Origin of the sequence: Streptomyces sp. NPDC091387, assembly GCF_044756945.1 — a bacterium.
Taxonomy (GTDB): Bacteria; Actinomycetota; Actinomycetes; order Streptomycetales; family Streptomycetaceae; genus Streptomyces.
The window spans coordinates 780,597-795,290 of record NZ_JBIVTZ010000001.1 but is presented as its reverse complement, the minus strand read 5'-3'; the positions used below and the strand labels follow the sequence as shown (position 1 = coordinate 795,290).

The following is a 14,694-nucleotide window of genomic DNA, read 5'->3' as shown; positions in this document are numbered from 1 at the left end:
GACGCACATGACGGAGGCGGGAATGCGATCCACGGTGTCGGACAGCTCCGGGAACCCGGAGAACGGGGAGAACCCGGAGTACGGCGAGGAGAGGTACGGGGCGCTCCCGGTGCGGGAGTGGGCCGTACCGGACCGGCCGGGGCGCGAGGCGGACGCGTCGTCCCGCGCGGACGCCCCGCCGGGCCGGGACGGCCCGAGGGATCCGGTGAGCGGGCCCTACGGCTGGTCGGCGTCGGAACCGGGTCCGGGTCCGGGGTCCGTGGTCGATCTGGTGCTCGACCTGACGCCCGGCGAGGGCGAGCGCGGGGGCTCCGCGTTCGGCGCGACCTCGGCGTCGGTGTCGGTTCCGGGCGTGGCGACCGAACCGGACGTGCGTGAGGACGTACGCGACGAGGTGCGTGAGGACGTACGCGACGAGGTGCGCGATCCGGGACGGCCGGGGCAGTCGGGGCAACCCGCCCTGCCGGGACCCTCGTTCCCTCCCGGGCCGGGGCTCTCCCCGGTCCGCCGGGACGCCGGGCCCTCCCTCTCGCTGTCCTTCTGCGGCGCCGACACCGGCGAGCTCCGCACCGACGTACGGGTGGACACCGGCCGGCACCACTCGGTCATCGCCAACGAGCGCACCGCCTCCATCCCGGTGCACCTGCTCTTCCGCGACGATCCCGAGGTCGCGGCGGACGCCGCCGCGCTGCCCGCCACCGTCGTGCGCAGGGCCTCCGGGATCGAGTCGACGGCCGGTGTCCGGCGGCCGCCGGTGCCGCGGTCGCCGCAGGTGCGGCCCTCCACCCGGCCCGCGCCGGTCGCCGACCCGAGGCTGCGCGAACAGCCCGGCCCGGCGCTGCCCGGCTGGGCCGCGCTGCTCGCCGGCCTTCTGGGACTCGCCGGCTCCGGCGGGGTCCTGTGGTGGACGGGCGCGCTGCCGGGCGGAGTGCTGCACCGGCTCGGGCTCGGCCCGCGGCCGTACGACGGTATCGGCCTCGGCGCCTGGGCGGCGCTCGCCCTGCTGCTGACCACGGTGCTCTTCGCGCTCGGCGGCCTGACCCGCGGCCGGGTCGGGTACGCCTGGGTGCTCACCCTCTTCGGCCAGTACCGCGGCAGCGTGCGGCGCACCGGGCTGATGTGGGTCAGCCCGCTGCTGCTGCGGCGCCGGGTCGACGTACGGCTGCGGCACTGGCGCAGCGAACCGCTGCCCGCGGTGGACGCGAACGGCACGGCGCTGCGGGTCGTCGTCCTCGTCGTGTGGCGGGTCGAGGACACCGTGCGGGCGACCCTGGGGATCGCCGACCACGAGGAGTATCTGCGGGAGCAGGTCGAGGCGGCGATGGCGCGGGTCCTCTCCCAGCTGCCCGCCGACGCCTTCCACGAGGACGCCCACACCCTGCGCAACGCCGAGGCCGTCGGGGACGCGCTGACCCGGATGCTGAAGGCGGACTGCGAACCGGTCGGCATCGAGGTGTACTCCGCGCAGCCGACCGGAATCGAGTACGCGCCGGAGGTGGCCGCGGCCATGCAGCGGCGCCGGATCGCGGCCATCGACGCCAAACACCGGGACAGCGTGCTGACTTCGGTGGTGGACGCCGTGGACGACACGGTCAACCGGCTGACCGCCCGGGGGCTCGTGGAGCTCGACGACTACGAACGGAAGTCACTGGTCAAGGACTTGACCGTCGCGTTCTACACCGGACGCGGTGGCGGAGACGGTGTCTGAGGCGGCTCGGCCGGCTCTTCCGGGGCCAACCGGAATCCAACTCCCATTGGTCTGGACATGTTCATGATCCGTCAATAATCTAGGCCTTGGTCTAGACCGCACGACACGCGCGCAGCAGTGCTCATGGAACCTCCCCCACGAATCCGAGGAGCTTCAGCAATGCGTAAGAAGACAGGCGCGGCCCTGGTGGGCCTTGCGGTAGCGGGCGTCTCGATGTTCGCGACCAGCAGTGCCGGCAGCCACGGCTACACCGACAACCCCATCAGCCGCCAGAAGCTCTGTGCCAACGGCACGGTGACCGGCTGCGGCAACATCCAGTGGGAGCCGCAGAGCGTCGAGGGCCCCAAGGGCTTCCCGGCGTCCGGCCCCGCCGACGGCGCGATCTGCTCCGGCGGACACGGCGAGTTCGCCCAGCTCGACGACCCGCGTGGCGGCAACTGGCCCGCCACCCACGTCACCGCCGGGCAGGGCTTCAGCTTCCGCTGGCAGTTCACCGCCCGGCACGCCACGACGGACTTCCGCTACTACATCACCAAGAACGGCTGGGACCCCACCAAGCCGCTCAAGCGCTCCGACCTGGAGTCGCAGCCGTTCATGACGGTGCCGTACGGCAACCAGCAGCCCCCGGCCACGCTGACCCAGCAGGGCACCATCCCCACCCAGAAGACCGGGAAGCACATCATCCTGAGCGTCTGGAACATCGCGGACACGGCCAACGCGTTCTACTCGTGCTCCGATGTTCAGTTCTGACGCGTAGTCAGTTACCGTGCGGCGCCATGAGGAGCGCAGGCACCGTCGCGGAGCTCGTACAGCGCCAATGGGGCGACCACCGGCCCGGATTGAGGCACGAGGGCATCGTCCTCAGCCACCACCAGGTCGCCTCCGGCGCTGCCGCACGGGCCGCGCTCCTGGCGGATCTGCTGCCGGCGGGCAGTGAACCGCACCTCGGGGTGCTGCTCGACAACACCCCGGAATTTCCGCTGTGGTTGAGCGCGGCGGCCCTGGCCGGGGCCGCCGTCGCCGGCATCAACCCCACCCGTCGCGGGGCCGAACTGGCCCGCGACATCCTGCACACCGAATGCCGGGTCCTGATCACCGAGCGCGCCCATCTGCCGCTGCTCGACGGCCTGGAGCTGCCGGGCGTCCGAGTGCTGGTCACCGACACCGAGGCGTACGCCGCGCTGCTCGCCCCGTACGCCGGGGCGGAGCCGGGCGACACCGCCCTCGGCCGCCCCGGGCCCGGAACCCGGATGCTCCTCTACTTCACCTCGGGCTCCACCGGCGCGCCCAAGGCCGCCGTCTGCACCCAGGGACGGCTCGCCGCGGCCGGCCATTCGCTCGTCGGGCACTTCGGCATCGGGCGCGAGGACGTCCACTACATCTGCATGCCGATGTTCCACGGCAACGCGGTGATCGCCGACTGGGCGCCCGCCCTGGCCGGCGGCGCCGCCGTCGCCCTGCGCCGCCGCTTCTCGGCCTCCGGCTTCCTCGACGACGTACGCGCCCACGGGGCCACGTACTTCACCTATGTCGGCCGTGCCGTGCAGTACTTGCTGGCCACCCCCGAGCGCCCCGACGACCGTGAGCACCCGCTGCGCATCGGCTTCGGTACCGAGGCGGGCGCCGTGGACGCGGCCCGCTTCCGTGAGCGGTTCGGGGTGCGGCTGGTCGAGGGCTACGGCTCGTCGGAGGGCGGTGCGGCGATCCAGCGGACCCCGGACACCCCGCCGGGCGCGATCGGCCGGGCCCCGGACCGCGACGACCTCGCCGTCGTCGACCCTTCGAGCGGCCGCGAACGCGTCGCCGCGGTCTTCGACGAGGGCGGGAAGCTGCTCAACGGCGCCGCCGCGATAGGGGAGCTGGTCAACCGCGGCCGGACCCCGTTCGAGGGCTACTGGCGCAACGAGGAGGCGGACGCGGCCCGGGTGCGCGGCGGCTGGTACTGGACCGGTGACCTCTTCTACCGCGACCCCGACGGCTTCCTCTACTTCGCGGGCCGTACGGAGGACCGGCTGCGGGTCGACAGCGAGAACCTGGCGGCCGCGATGATCGAGAACATCCTCGCCCGCTGGGCGGACGCGGCGGCCGTGGCGGTCTACGCGGTGCCCGACCCGGTCGCGGGGGACCAGGTGATGGCGGCGCTGGCGCTGCGCGAGGGGGCCGGATTCGATCCGGCCGCGTTCGCCGCGTTCCTCCGGGACCAGCCCGACCTGGGTACGAAGATGGCGCCCCGCTTCGTACGGATCGTGCGCGCGATGCCGGTGACGGCGACGAACAAGGTCCACCGGGTCGGGCTGCGCCTGGAGGGGTTCTGGTCCGGGTCCGCCGTCTGGTACCGGGACCCGGAGGGCACGTACGTCCCGTTCGGTGAGGAAGACCTGGCCTCCCTCACCGCCGAGTTCGAGGAGCACGGGCGCACCGGGCTGCTGTCCTCAGACACCGGACGGGCGTGAGAGGACCGCCCGCCTCAGCTGCGTCACCGCCAGGACGGCCCCCGCCAGCAGGAGCAGTGACCCCGCGACCGACGCGAACTGCATGCTGTGCACGAAGGCCTCCCTGCCGAGCGAGATCAGCGAACCGTCGCCGGTGGACAGCGCCCCCGGCAGCGTCTTGCGGGCCGCCTCCGGCGCGGAGTCCGGCATCTCGGCGGCGTAGACCGCGGTCGCCACCGCGCCCAGGAGCGCCATCCCCAGCGCGCCGCCGAACTCCTGCCCGGTCTCCAGCAGCGAGGCCGCCGAACTCGCCTTCTCCGGCGGACTGCTGGACAGCGCCAGGTCCGAGACGAGCGCCATCACCGTCACGATGCCACTGCTCATCACGGCCGATCCGACGAGCAGGACCCACAGCGAGTCGGTGCCCGACAGGGCGAGGATCCCGAATCCGGCCGCCGCGATGACGAACCCGGCGCAGACGACATGGCCGCGCTCGGTCCGCTGGGCGACGGCCGTGGCCGCCGGAGCGGCCGCACCGACCGCCAGCGACGGCGCCAGGCTCCACAGCGAGGCCTCCATCGTGCCCATCCCGAGCACCGACTGGAGGTACTGGGTGGTGAAGAAGGCGGAGCCCATCATCGCGAAGGACGCCAGCGCGTTCAGGCCGATCCCGGCGGCGAAGCCGCGGCCGCGGAACAGCTCCCGGCTGATCATCGCGTCGCCGCGGCTCCGCTGCCGGCGGACGAAGACCCAGCCTACGGCGAGCCCGGCGAGGACGATCAGCCCGTTGCGCGCGTCCACGCCATGGGCGGCGCTCTCCTTGACCCCGTAGACCACCGGCAGCACCGAACCCATCGACAGGGGCACGCTGAGGAAGTCGAACCGCCCGGGGCGCGGGTCCTTGAACTCCGGCACCAGCACCGGCACCAGGACCAGCAGCAGCACCATCGCCGGCACGTTGATCAGGAAGACCGAGCCCCACCAGAAGTGCTCCAGCATGACGCCGCTGAGCACCGAGCCGAGCGCGATGCCGCCCGCCATGGCACCGGACCAGATCCCGACGGCCCGGCTGCGCTGCCGCTCGTCGCGGAACATGTTGCGCACCAGGCCCATCGTCGACGGCATCAGCGTCGCACCGCCGATCCCCAGCAGGGCGCGGGCCGCGATGAGCATCTCGGGGCCGGCGGCGTAGGCGGCGCCGGCCGAGGCCGCGCTGAACGCGAAGGCGCCGATCATCAGCAGCTTGCGGCGGCCGATCCGGTCGCCGAGCGAGCCCATCGTGATGAGCAGGCCGGAGAGGGCGAAGCCGTACACGTCGAAGATCCAGAGCTGCTGGGTGGCGCTGGGTGCGAGGTCCCGGTCGATGGACGGGATCGCGAAGAAGAGGACGGACACGTCCATCGAGACCAGGAGGAGGGGGAGCAGCAGGACCACGAAGGCGGTCCACTCCCTGCGCCCGGCGCGCTCGCCGGGCGCGGTGGCGGTGCTCGGAGGTGTTGTCATGCCAGGAAATATACGAGCGTTTAAAACATCCGTCTAGTACGCATGTGTAAAACATCTGTATACCTCGATCGTCAGCCCTCGGTGCCGAGCCGGACGTCCTCGATGTCCTGGTCCAGGAACGCGGTCAGACCCTGGGCCTCGGCGCGGACCGCCTCCTGTTCCGGGCCGGTGAGGGGGCGGAGGGCGCTGATGCGCAGGAGGCGGTCGCGCACGGCCCAGGTGGCGGTGACGCGGCCGTCGACGAGGACCGTGCGGTGGCCCGCGACGGACAGGCCGAGGTGGCGGGCGTCGATGATGCGGCTGCGGTCGTGGTAGCCGAGGATCGCGTTGTCGAAGGCCGGCAGGAACCGGACGGGGGCCGGGGTGTCGGGGTGGGGGCGGGGCGCGTCGGGCAGATCGAGCAGTTCGCGGCCGCGTTCGTCGCGGAAGGCGACGAGCTCTCCCCGGATCGCTCCGACCGCGGCGGGAAGACCGGCGAGGCCGCACCAGGCGCGCAGGTCCGCGCTCGCGGCGGGCCCGTGGGCGGCGAGGTAGCGCCGCAGGAGTCGCTGCCCCACCGGATCGTCGTCCCCGGTGGGCAGGGGGTCGATGTCCCGCTCCAGCCAGGTGGCCAACGGCAGGTTGCGTACGCCGGAGGTCTGCTGCCACAGGCCCCGGGGCGGAAGCTGGGCCATCGGGACGAGGGCCGCCACGAGCAGCTCGCCCAGGGCGCGGCGCGGTGGGCCGGGCCAGCGGTCCGCGAGCGCCAGGACGAGCTCGCCCATGGTGCGGGGCTGCCGGTCGGCCATGACCGCGCGCCCGGCGGCGGCGACCTCGTCCAGGTCGATGCCGGCCAGTTCGCGCCGGTAGGTGCCCAGCACCCGCTGGCGCAGCATGGCGTCGTGGCGGCCCCGCCAGGCGAGCGCGTCGTCGGAGGTGACGAGGTGGACGGTGCGGCGCATCAGGTGGGTGCGCACCACCGTGCGGCCGGTCAGCGCGTCGTCCAGCTGTCCGGGCTCGAACGCGGCCAGCCGGGACCACAGCCCGGTGAACGGTTCCTGCGGTTCCTGCGCCTGGAGGCCGCACAGGTGGGCCACTGCCTCGGGCACGGAGGCGCCGCTGCGCGTGAGCAGGTGCTGACGGGCGAGGGTGGCGCGATTGAGCGCGCGGCTGTCGAGGACGGTCCTGGTGTTTACGGGCTTTCGCGTCGGCATGGTGATCCGCTTCCTTCGGCTGCTGTGTGTCCGGTGCTCGTACGCCACGATGGCGGAGGTAGCGGACAGAGCGTGTCCTCATGCCGGGGGGACGGATCACCTGCCGGGAGCACGCCGCGAGCACACCGGGGACATGCCGAAAACGCACGAGGCGGCCCCGTTGAACGGAGACCGCCTCGTGCGTTGTCTGTGCGCCGCCAGGGACTCGAACCCCGGACCCGCTGATTAAGAGTCAGCTGCTCTAACCAACTGAGCTAGCGGCGCCTGCTGACTCGAAAATAATACCTGGTCCTCAGGGGTGCCTCTGACACGTGTCCGGTACGGGCCCTAAAGGGCCAGGGACAGCAGCACCGGCGCCGCCCGCCGGTTCAGGGTGTCCGCCGCCTCGCGCAGGCGGTGCGCGTCCTCGACCGGCAGTGAAAGAGCCAGGCATCCCGCCGACGCCCCGGCGGTCAGCGGCACCGCCGCGCACACCGTGCCGACCGCGTACTCCTGGAGGTCGAGCACCGGGACCGTCGCCGGCTGGCTGTCCAGCTTGGAGAAGAGGACCTTCTCGCTGGTGATGGTCCTCGATGTCAGCCGTGCGGTCTTGTGCCGCGCGATGTGGTCGCGCCGCCCGTTCTGGTCCAGCTGGGTCAGCAGGCACTTGCCGATCGCCGAGGCGTGCGCCGAGGACCGGAAGTCCACCCACTCGTTGACCGCAGGGGCGCCCGGACCGTCGGCGCACTGGGTGACGCGGATCTCGCCGTCCACGTACCGGCTGAGGTAGACCGCCGCGCCGACCGAGTCGCGCAGCTGGACCAGCGCCTGCTGGAGCCGGGCCTCCACGGCCTGTCTGCGGGCGGCGCCGGAGCCGAGCAGCAGCAGCGAGGCGCCGATCACGTACGCGCCGTCGGCGATCTGCTCGACGTACCCCTCGCGGCGCAGCATCAGCAGGAGGGAGGCGAGATGCCCGACGGGCAGTCCCGTCTCCCGGGCGATCCGGGCGTCCGTCACACCGTTGCCGTGCTTGGAGACCGTTTCGAGAACGCGGAGGGCGTACTGCACCGAATGGAACGGCGCGGTCGGTTCGGGCTTCAACGCCACGGTTTCCCCCTACCAGGTTGTGACCGCAAGCTCTGCCCTCACGATAGCGGCCAAAAGCCTCTTCGGGGGCGGGTGTTGGCGACTCGGTGGTGCGCCCCGGCTCCGCTAGCTGGGGCGCACCCCTCTGGCATATGCCAGAGTCATGAGCAATCGACGGATGCCGAGGTCACAGCACCGCGTTGAGGAATTCGCGCGTACGTTCGTGCTCCGGATCGGAGAAGATTTTCTCCGGCGAACCCGACTCCACGACCCGCCCGGCGTCGAACATCAGCACCTTCTCCGAGACGTCCCGGGCGAAGTTCATCTCATGGGTCACACAGAGCATGGTGATGTCGGTGTTCCGGGCGATGTCGCCCAGCAGCTCCAGCACACCCGCCACCAGCTCCGGGTCGAGCGCGGACGTCACCTCGTCCAGGAGCAGGATCTCCGGCTCCATCGCCAGCGCCCGCGCGATCGCGACCCGCTGCTGCTGGCCGCCGGAGAGCTGCGAGGGGTGGGCGTCGATCTTCGCCGAGAGGCCGACCAGGTCGAGAAGCTCCTTGGCCCGGGTCTCCGCCTTGTCGCGGTCCATGCCCAGGACGTTGACCGGTGCCTCCGTGATGTTCTGGAGCACCTTCATGTTGGGGAAGAGGTTGAACTGCTGGAAGACCATTCCGATCTTCTTCCGCGCCTCGCGCAGATGCCTCTCGGACGCCGGCTTCAGCGAGCCGTCCGCCGCCACCATGTGCGTCAGCGGGTCGCCGTTGATCCGGATCACACCACCGCTGACCTTCTCCAGCGTCATCAGCAGCCGCAGGATCGTGGTCTTGCCCGAGCCGCTGGGCCCGATCAGGGTGACGTGCTCGCCGCGCTCGACCGAGAAGTCCAGCTGATCGAGGACGACATGGTCGCCGTACCGCTTCACGACCTTGTCGAAGCGGACCAGCGGATGCCCGCCGTCCTTGTCGGTGGCCGCCACGACGTCCTCGGGCGCCGTGGCCGCCGTCTTCTGCAGGGGGAGAGGTTCAGTGGCCAAGGCGCTTCTCCAGTTTTCTCATCAACAGCGAGGTCGGGTAGCTCGCGACCAGGAAGAGCACCCCGGCGAGCGTGAACACCTCGGTGTACACGAAGTGCTCGGCCCCGTACTCGCGGGCTTTGAAGACCATCTCCTGCACCGTGATCACGGCGAGGAACGGGGTCTCCTTGAACATCAGGATCGCGTAGTTCCCGAGGGCCGGCAGTACGTTGCGCACCGCCTGCGGCAGGATCACGGCCTGCCAGGTCCGCCGGGGCGACATCGACAGGGCCCGGCAGGCCTCCCACTGCCCCTTCGGGACGCTGTCGATCCCGGCGCGGTACACCTCGGAGGTGTACGTGGCGTAGTGGACGCCCAGCACCACGATGCCGATGGTCAGCGGCTCCACCGAGTTGAACACGGCTGCCGCGCCGACCAGTTGGATCAGCAGCGGGGTGGAGCGGATGAACTCCATCACCACCTTCACCGGCACGGTCACGAACCGGCTCGGAGCCCGTCCGGCGACCGCGATGGCCAGCCCGAGCACCGCGGCGACCACCGTGCCCAGCAGCGTGGCCAGCAAGGTGACCTTGAAGCCCTGGAGGAGCAGGGGCAGGGCCTCGCCGACGGCGTTCCAGTCGAATCCCTCGTTCACCGGGCACCTCCGGCGGCCGCGGCGGTCACGGCGCTGCGGGACTTCAGCAGGCTGCGCCCGCCGGTCTCCAGGCCGAGCCGCCGTTTGGCGGACCGCTCCAGCAGGTTCATCAGCAGGGTCAGCGCGTACGCCAGCACGAAGTAGCAGGCCAGCAGGGTCACATACGCGGTGAGGGTCTCACCCGTACGGCTGCGCAGCTTCTCGACCGCGGTCATCAGGTCGGCCGCCGAGATGAGCCACAGCAGCGGCGTGCACTTCAGCAGCTGGATCAGCAGGTTGGTGAGGGAGGGGAGCATCTGCACCCAGGCCTGCGGGAGGATCACCTTGCGCATCCGGTGCAGCGGCGTCATGTTCAGCGCGATGGTCGCCTCGTACTGGGCGCGCGGCACGGAGTTGATCGCCCCGCGCACCACCTCGGCGCCGTATGCACCGTAGTTGAGGCCGAAGGCGAGGACGCCGCAGAGCAGCGGCGACAGTTCGTACCCCGTGAGCGGCGGCATCGCGTAGTAGAACCAGAACAGCTGGACGTACAGCGAGGTGCCGCGGAAGAACTCCACGACCACGCGGGAGACGCCGCGCGACAGCAGCAGCCGGCTGATCGACATCAGACCGAGGACGAACGACAGCACCAGGGCCAGCAGCGCGCCCAGGATCGTGGCCTCCAGGGTCACCCACAGGCCCGAGCGCAGCTGTGGGAGATCGTCCATGAAGGCGGAGAAGAAATCGCTCATGCGGTGGGTTCCGTCCCTGTCAGCCCTTGCACAGATCGGCCGTCTTCAGCGTGGTCGGCGGGAGCTCGGTGGCCCCGAAGCCGTAGTCCTGGAGCAGGCTCACATAGCGCGACCTGTCGGAGACGATCTTCTTCAGCTCGCGGTTGAAGGCGTCCCGCAGTTCCTCGTTGCCCTTGCGGAAGACGGCGCCGCCGGGGCTGTACTGCTTCTGCCCGTCGAGCTCCGGCAGGAAGGCGTCGGTGACCTCGGTGCCCGCGTTGGTCTTGGCGAGCCAGCGCAGCGAGATGCCGGTGAGCAGGAACGCGTCGATCCGGCCGCCCTTGACCGCGTCCGCGCCGTCCTGCGGCTTCTGCAGCGTCTTGATCCGGCCCTTGGAGATGCCGGCGCCCTTGGCGTACGAGCCCTCGACCGCGCCCGCCATCACACCGATCGTGACCCCGGCGGCCTTCGCGGACGCCAGGTCGGTGATCTTCTTCGGGTTGCCCCTCTTCACCATCATCGCGGTCGGCGAGATGAACTCGGGCTCGGAGAACAGCGCGTTGGCGCAGCGCTCCGGGGTGATCGCCATACCGGCGCTGACCACGTCGTACTTGCTGGCCTGCAGGCCCGGGATCAGCCCGTCCCACTCGGAGAGGGTGGGCCGCAGCTCGTCGACACCCAGGGCCTTGAAGATCTCCCGGTGCAGGGTGGGCGCCTCGCCCTTGAGCTGCTTGCCCTCCATGTAGCCGTACGGGGCCTCGTCGGCGTACGCGACCCGGACGAAACCCTGCTTGCGGAGCTTGGCGAGGGCCCCCTCGCCGTCCGCGGAGTCGGCGCCGGTCTTGCTGCACGCGGTGAGCAGGCCGGGGACGACGAGCAGACCGCCCACGGCTGCCGATCGGTTGAGAAAGCCCCGGCGGGACAGGTTCGGGAAGTCAGCCATGGTTCGCAGTCTCCTGGAAGGGTCGAACAGTCCGGACAGGGTGAACGCCTGCCCGCTCCCGTACGTCTATTCAGGAAGCGCTCGCATGTAACCGAACGGTGGCCGGAGGGTGACCTTCCCGTGTCCGGAGTTTGGCGGAGCGCGACGAGATGTGTGCGGGGCGTATTTCCTTACGGGATGCGGCAGATGACGGGGTGTTATCGGCAGATGTCCGTAATGGGACGGTGAAGTCGGTATCGGGCGGGCCGGGTTGGGATCACTCGTCCAGGTCCGTCCCCGGGATGTAGCCGAGCCGCTTGTCCACCACGTTCGGCAACGGCGCTCCGGCCGACCACCGTTCGTACATCGCGACGAACTGCTCACCCAGCCGGTCCCGCCAGCCCGCCGTGTCGCCGCTCATGTGGGGCGACACGATCAGACCGGGCGCGTCCCAGAGCGGGCTCCGCGGGCCGAGCGGTTCCCGCTCGAACACATCGAGTGCCGCGCCCCCGATCCACCGCTTGCGCAGGGCGTCCACCAGATCGCCCTCGACGACCATCGCTCCGCGCCCCACGTTGATGAACCGGGCCGACGGCTGCATCAGCCCGAAGAACCTGGTGTCGAACATCCCCCGCGTCCGCGGGGTCAGCGGCGCCGCGCAGATCACCCAGTCGGCCCGCGCCGCCAGCCGGTCCAGATCCTCCGCTCCGTGGATCGTGCGCCGGGCCGTGCGTCCCACCAGCGCCACCTCGACACCCAGCGCCATCAGCAGCCGGGTGATGGCGCGCCCGACCGGCCCGGCCCCGACGACCACCGCGCGGGAGCCCGCGACCGGGGCGCTCTCGCGGTGGCGCCACCGCCTCCGGTGCTGGAGCTCCAGCGTGCCGGGGAGGTCCTTCGCGAACGCCAGCACCAGCCCCGCCACGTACTCGGCGATCGGCTGCTCGAAGACGCCCCGGGCATTGGTCACCACCGTGTCGCTCTCCGCCAGCTCCGGGCAGAGCAGCCGGTCCACGCCCGCGCTCGCCGTATGCACCCAGGCCGGACGCGGACCGTCACCCGGCCAGGCCTCCCGCACCGCGTCGGAGGCGAAGTCCCAGACCAGCAGGACATCGGCACGGGGGAGCTGCGCGGCCAGACCGGCCCCGTCGACGTGCCGGACCCGGACCCGTCCGGCGAGCCGGCCGAGCCGGGGCGGCGGATCGGCGTCCAGGACGAGGAGAAGGGGCTCCGGCATGGGGGACGGTTCCTCCCGCGTCGGCCGAGGTGGGCGCAGGCACCACGCTCGCAGCCGCTCCCGCCCCCGTCAACAGGTCAGGGCGATGACCGGGGCGGATGGGGGAATACTGGAACGGAGGCGGGGGAGTTCCGGACCACAGGAAGGGTGGACATGACGACCGTCGGTTTCCTCTACCCGGGCCATTTCGCGGAGGACGACTTCCCGCGGATGGAGATCCTGCTCGACAGCACCATCAGACTCGTCGTCAACCACACCGAGTGCCCCGACGACGCCTACCGAGAGGACGCCCTGCGGGCCCTGGGCACCCCCGAGCGGCTCGCGGCCGGCGCGGAGGAGCTGCAGCGCTCCGGGGTCGAGTCCGTCGTCTGGGCCTGCGACGGCGGCAGTTTCCTGTACGGCCCGCAGGGCGCCCGCGCCCAGGCCGCGACCGTCGCCCGCGCGCTGGGCGTGCCCGTCTCCAGCACCTCCATCGGCTTCGTCCACGCGGTACGGAAGCTGGGCGCCGCCCGGGTCGTGGTGGCCGCGACGTACCCCGAGGAGATCGCCGCCCACTTCACCGCGTTCCTGCGGGACGAGGGCGTCGAGGTGCTCGCGACCCACGCGGCCGGTGCCACCACGGCGGCCGAGGCCGCGGCGTGGGGCCCGGACCGGCTCAAGGAGCTGGTCACCGCGGCCGACCGCCCGGACGCGGACGCGGTCCTGCTGCCGGACACGGCCCTGCACACGGCCGGCCACCTCGCGGAACTGGAGGAGCTGCTCGGCAAACCGGTCCTCACCGCGAACCAGGTGGCCGTCCGGGAAGCCCTGCGCCTTGCCGACCGCCACGCCTGGGCCGCGCGGCTGGGCACGCTCTTCGCGGCAAGGGAGGCGCCGCCGGCCCCGGCCGAGCCACCGGCCCGGGGCGTCTGGGGCAGCGGACGCAAGTACGCCCACGGCCAGAACGCGTACGGCCGCGGATGCGGATCCGCCGGGCAGTAGACCGCGGCAGGTCCCGGGCCGTCCCCCGAACAGCCCCGGGGGCGGCCGCGGAATAAACGGAGCCATCCTCCTGTTCGTGTTCTCCGCAGGTACGAGCAGGTACGAGGGACTAAGAGCACCATCGGAGAGGTCAGGACGTGGACGAGATTCGAGGCGACGAGATCCGTGGCAAGGCGGAGGGAACGGCACCCGTTCCGCTGTCCGTGCTCGATCTGGTGACCGTGGGCCAGGGCCGCACCGCGAGCCAGGCCCTGCGGACCGGGGTCGAGATCGCGCAGCTCGCCGAGCGGCGCGGCTTCCACCGCTACTGGGTCGCCGAACACCACTCCATGCCCGGCGTCGCCTCCTCCTCGCCGGCCGTGATCCTGGCCCACACCGCCGCCCACACCGAACGCGTCCGGCTCGGCTCCGGCGGCGTCATGCTGCCCAACCACGCCCCGCTCGTCATCGCCGAGCAGTTCGGCACCCTGGAGGCCCTGGCCCCCGGCCGCGTCGACCTCGGCCTCGGCCGCGCCCCCGGCACCGACGGCGCCACCGCCGCCGCCCTGCGCCGCACCGACCGGCTGAACGAGGGCGCGGAAGACTTCCCGCAGCAGCTCGCCGAGCTCACGCGCTTCCTGGACGACGACTTCCCCGACGGCCACCCCTACGCCCGCATCCACGCGGTCCCCGGGCCTGTCCAGGCCACCTCGGAGGGCGGCGTCCAGTCCCCGGCCCGCCCGCCCCTGTGGCTGCTCGGCTCCTCCGGCTTCAGCGCCCGGCTGGCCGGCATGCTCGGCCTGCCCTTCGCCTTCGCCCACCACTTCTCGGCCCAGAACACCGTGCCGGCCCTGGAGCTGTACCGGGAGTCCTTCAAGCCGTCCGCGGTCCTGGACGCCCCGTACGCCCTGATCGGCGTCGCGGCCCTGGCCGCCGACGACGAGCGCGAGGCCCGCCGCCAGGTCCTCACCGGCGCCCTGTCGATGCTCCGCCTGCGCTCCGGCCGCCCCGGACTGGTCCCGACGCCCGAGGAGGCGGAGGCGTACGCCTTCACCCCGATGGAGCGCGAGTTCGTCGACAGCTGGCTCGTCAACATCGTCCACGGCACCGCGGACGAGGTCCGCACCGGCCTCGACGACCTGGCCAAGCGCACCGGCGCCGACGAGCTGATGATCACCGCCAACGCCCACGGCGGCGATGCCCGCCTGCACAGCTACGGGCTCATCGCGGACGCGTACGGGCTGCCGGGAGCCTGACCCGGCCCTGACCCGGCTCCCGGCCGACCGCCGGGGGC

13 protein-coding genes and 1 tRNA gene are annotated in these 14,694 nt (G+C 71.8%); 5 read left to right on the top strand and 9 right to left on the bottom strand.

Going from position 1 to position 14,694, the window contains the following annotated elements:
- Positions 1-22: 22 nt before the first annotated feature.
- From ACIQM0_RS03670 to ACIQM0_RS03660, 3 genes are all read left to right on the top strand, one after another.
- Complete coding sequence (locus ACIQM0_RS03670) at positions 23-1,708, top strand: SPFH domain-containing protein (protein ID WP_401283157.1); 1,686 nt, start codon at positions 23-25, stop codon at positions 1,706-1,708.
- Positions 1,709-1,867: 159 nt separating this feature from the next.
- Positions 1,868-2,458, top strand: coding sequence for a lytic polysaccharide monooxygenase (locus ACIQM0_RS03665; protein ID WP_363023285.1), 591 nt, complete (start codon positions 1,868-1,870; stop codon positions 2,456-2,458).
- 26 nt (positions 2,459-2,484) lie between these two features.
- Positions 2,485-4,161 carry an AMP-binding protein gene (locus ACIQM0_RS03660; protein ID WP_401283155.1) on the top strand — a complete coding sequence of 559 codons (1,677 nt, stop codon included), beginning with the start codon at positions 2,485-2,487 and terminating at the stop codon, positions 4,159-4,161.
- Here ACIQM0_RS03660 and ACIQM0_RS03655 read toward each other — a convergent pair.
- The 9 genes from ACIQM0_RS03655 to ACIQM0_RS03615 form a co-directional block, all read right to left on the bottom strand.
- Complete coding sequence (locus tag ACIQM0_RS03655) at positions 4,141-5,643, bottom strand: MFS transporter (protein WP_401283154.1); 1,503 nt, start codon at positions 5,641-5,643, stop codon at positions 4,141-4,143. The genes ACIQM0_RS03660 and ACIQM0_RS03655 overlap by 21 nt on opposite strands.
- A gap of 71 nt (positions 5,644-5,714) precedes the next feature.
- A complete protein-coding gene (locus ACIQM0_RS03650; protein ID WP_401283152.1) occupies positions 5,715-6,836 on the bottom strand; it encodes a winged helix DNA-binding domain-containing protein in 1,122 nt (373 codons plus the stop codon).
- A gap of 190 nt (positions 6,837-7,026) precedes the next feature.
- A tRNA-Lys gene (locus tag ACIQM0_RS03645) sits at positions 7,027-7,100 on the bottom strand.
- Positions 7,101-7,163: 63 nt separating this feature from the next.
- Positions 7,164-7,922: an IclR family transcriptional regulator gene (locus ACIQM0_RS03640; protein WP_401283150.1), complete on the bottom strand. Its 759-nt coding sequence runs from the start codon at positions 7,920-7,922 to the stop codon at positions 7,164-7,166.
- 166 nt (positions 7,923-8,088) lie between these two features.
- Complete coding sequence (gene ehuA / locus ACIQM0_RS03635; RefSeq protein WP_401283148.1) at positions 8,089-8,937, bottom strand: ectoine/hydroxyectoine ABC transporter ATP-binding protein EhuA; 849 nt, start codon at positions 8,935-8,937, stop codon at positions 8,089-8,091.
- Positions 8,927-9,571: an ectoine/hydroxyectoine ABC transporter permease subunit EhuD gene (gene ehuD / locus ACIQM0_RS03630; protein WP_363023296.1), complete on the bottom strand. Its 645-nt coding sequence runs from the start codon at positions 9,569-9,571 to the stop codon at positions 8,927-8,929. Before ehuD ends, ehuA begins: the two co-directional genes overlap by 11 nt.
- A complete protein-coding gene (gene ehuC / locus ACIQM0_RS03625; RefSeq protein ID WP_123471285.1) occupies positions 9,568-10,302 on the bottom strand; it encodes an ectoine/hydroxyectoine ABC transporter permease subunit EhuC in 735 nt (244 codons plus the stop codon). The genes ehuD and ehuC overlap by 4 nt, the downstream gene beginning before the upstream one ends.
- A 19-nt stretch (positions 10,303-10,321) precedes the next feature.
- Positions 10,322-11,224 (bottom strand): ectoine/hydroxyectoine ABC transporter substrate-binding protein EhuB, encoded by a 903-nt coding sequence (gene ehuB / locus ACIQM0_RS03620; RefSeq protein ID WP_401283145.1) that lies wholly within the window; start codon positions 11,222-11,224, stop codon positions 10,322-10,324.
- Positions 11,225-11,480: 256 nt separating this feature from the next.
- On the bottom strand, positions 11,481-12,440 hold the full coding sequence (locus tag ACIQM0_RS03615) for a D-2-hydroxyacid dehydrogenase (protein WP_401283143.1): 960 nt from the start codon (positions 12,438-12,440) through the stop codon (positions 11,481-11,483).
- Positions 12,441-12,593: 153 nt separating this feature from the next.
- On the opposite strand from ACIQM0_RS03615, the gene ACIQM0_RS03610 reads away from it, so the two are divergent.
- Together ACIQM0_RS03610 and ACIQM0_RS03605 are read left to right on the top strand one after the other, a co-directional pair.
- A complete protein-coding gene (locus tag ACIQM0_RS03610) occupies positions 12,594-13,421 on the top strand; it encodes a decarboxylase (protein WP_401283141.1) in 828 nt (275 codons plus the stop codon).
- A 137-nt stretch (positions 13,422-13,558) separates the two neighbouring features.
- Entirely contained in the window at positions 13,559-14,656 is a 1,098-nt protein-coding gene (locus tag ACIQM0_RS03605; RefSeq protein ID WP_401283139.1) for an LLM class flavin-dependent oxidoreductase, read from the top strand.
- Positions 14,657-14,694: the final 38 nt, after the last annotated feature.

What these genes read in the sequence shown, in the direction of transcription:
- ACIQM0_RS03670 (WP_401283157.1), top strand. Translation starts at nt 23, where the DNA reads ATGCGATCCACGGTGTCGGACAGCTCCGGGAACCCGGAGAACGGGGAG.
- ACIQM0_RS03665 (WP_363023285.1), top strand. Translation starts at nt 1,868, where the DNA reads ATGCGTAAGAAGACAGGCGCGGCCCTGGTGGGCCTTGCGGTAGCGGGC.
- ACIQM0_RS03660 (WP_401283155.1), top strand. Translation starts at nt 2,485, where the DNA reads ATGAGGAGCGCAGGCACCGTCGCGGAGCTCGTACAGCGCCAATGGGGC.
- ACIQM0_RS03655 (WP_401283154.1), bottom strand. Translation starts at nt 5,643, where the DNA reads ATGACAACACCTCCGAGCACCGCCACCGCGCCCGGCGAGCGCGCCGGG.
- ACIQM0_RS03650 (WP_401283152.1), bottom strand. Translation starts at nt 6,836, where the DNA reads ATGCCGACGCGAAAGCCCGTAAACACCAGGACCGTCCTCGACAGCCGC.
- ehuC (WP_123471285.1), bottom strand. Translation starts at nt 10,302, where the DNA reads ATGAGCGATTTCTTCTCCGCCTTCATGGACGATCTCCCACAGCTGCGC.
- ehuB (WP_401283145.1), bottom strand. Translation starts at nt 11,224, where the DNA reads ATGGCTGACTTCCCGAACCTGTCCCGCCGGGGCTTTCTCAACCGATCG.
- ACIQM0_RS03615 (WP_401283143.1), bottom strand. Translation starts at nt 12,440, where the DNA reads ATGCCGGAGCCCCTTCTCCTCGTCCTGGACGCCGATCCGCCGCCCCGG.
- ACIQM0_RS03610 (WP_401283141.1), top strand. Translation starts at nt 12,594, where the DNA reads ATGACGACCGTCGGTTTCCTCTACCCGGGCCATTTCGCGGAGGACGAC.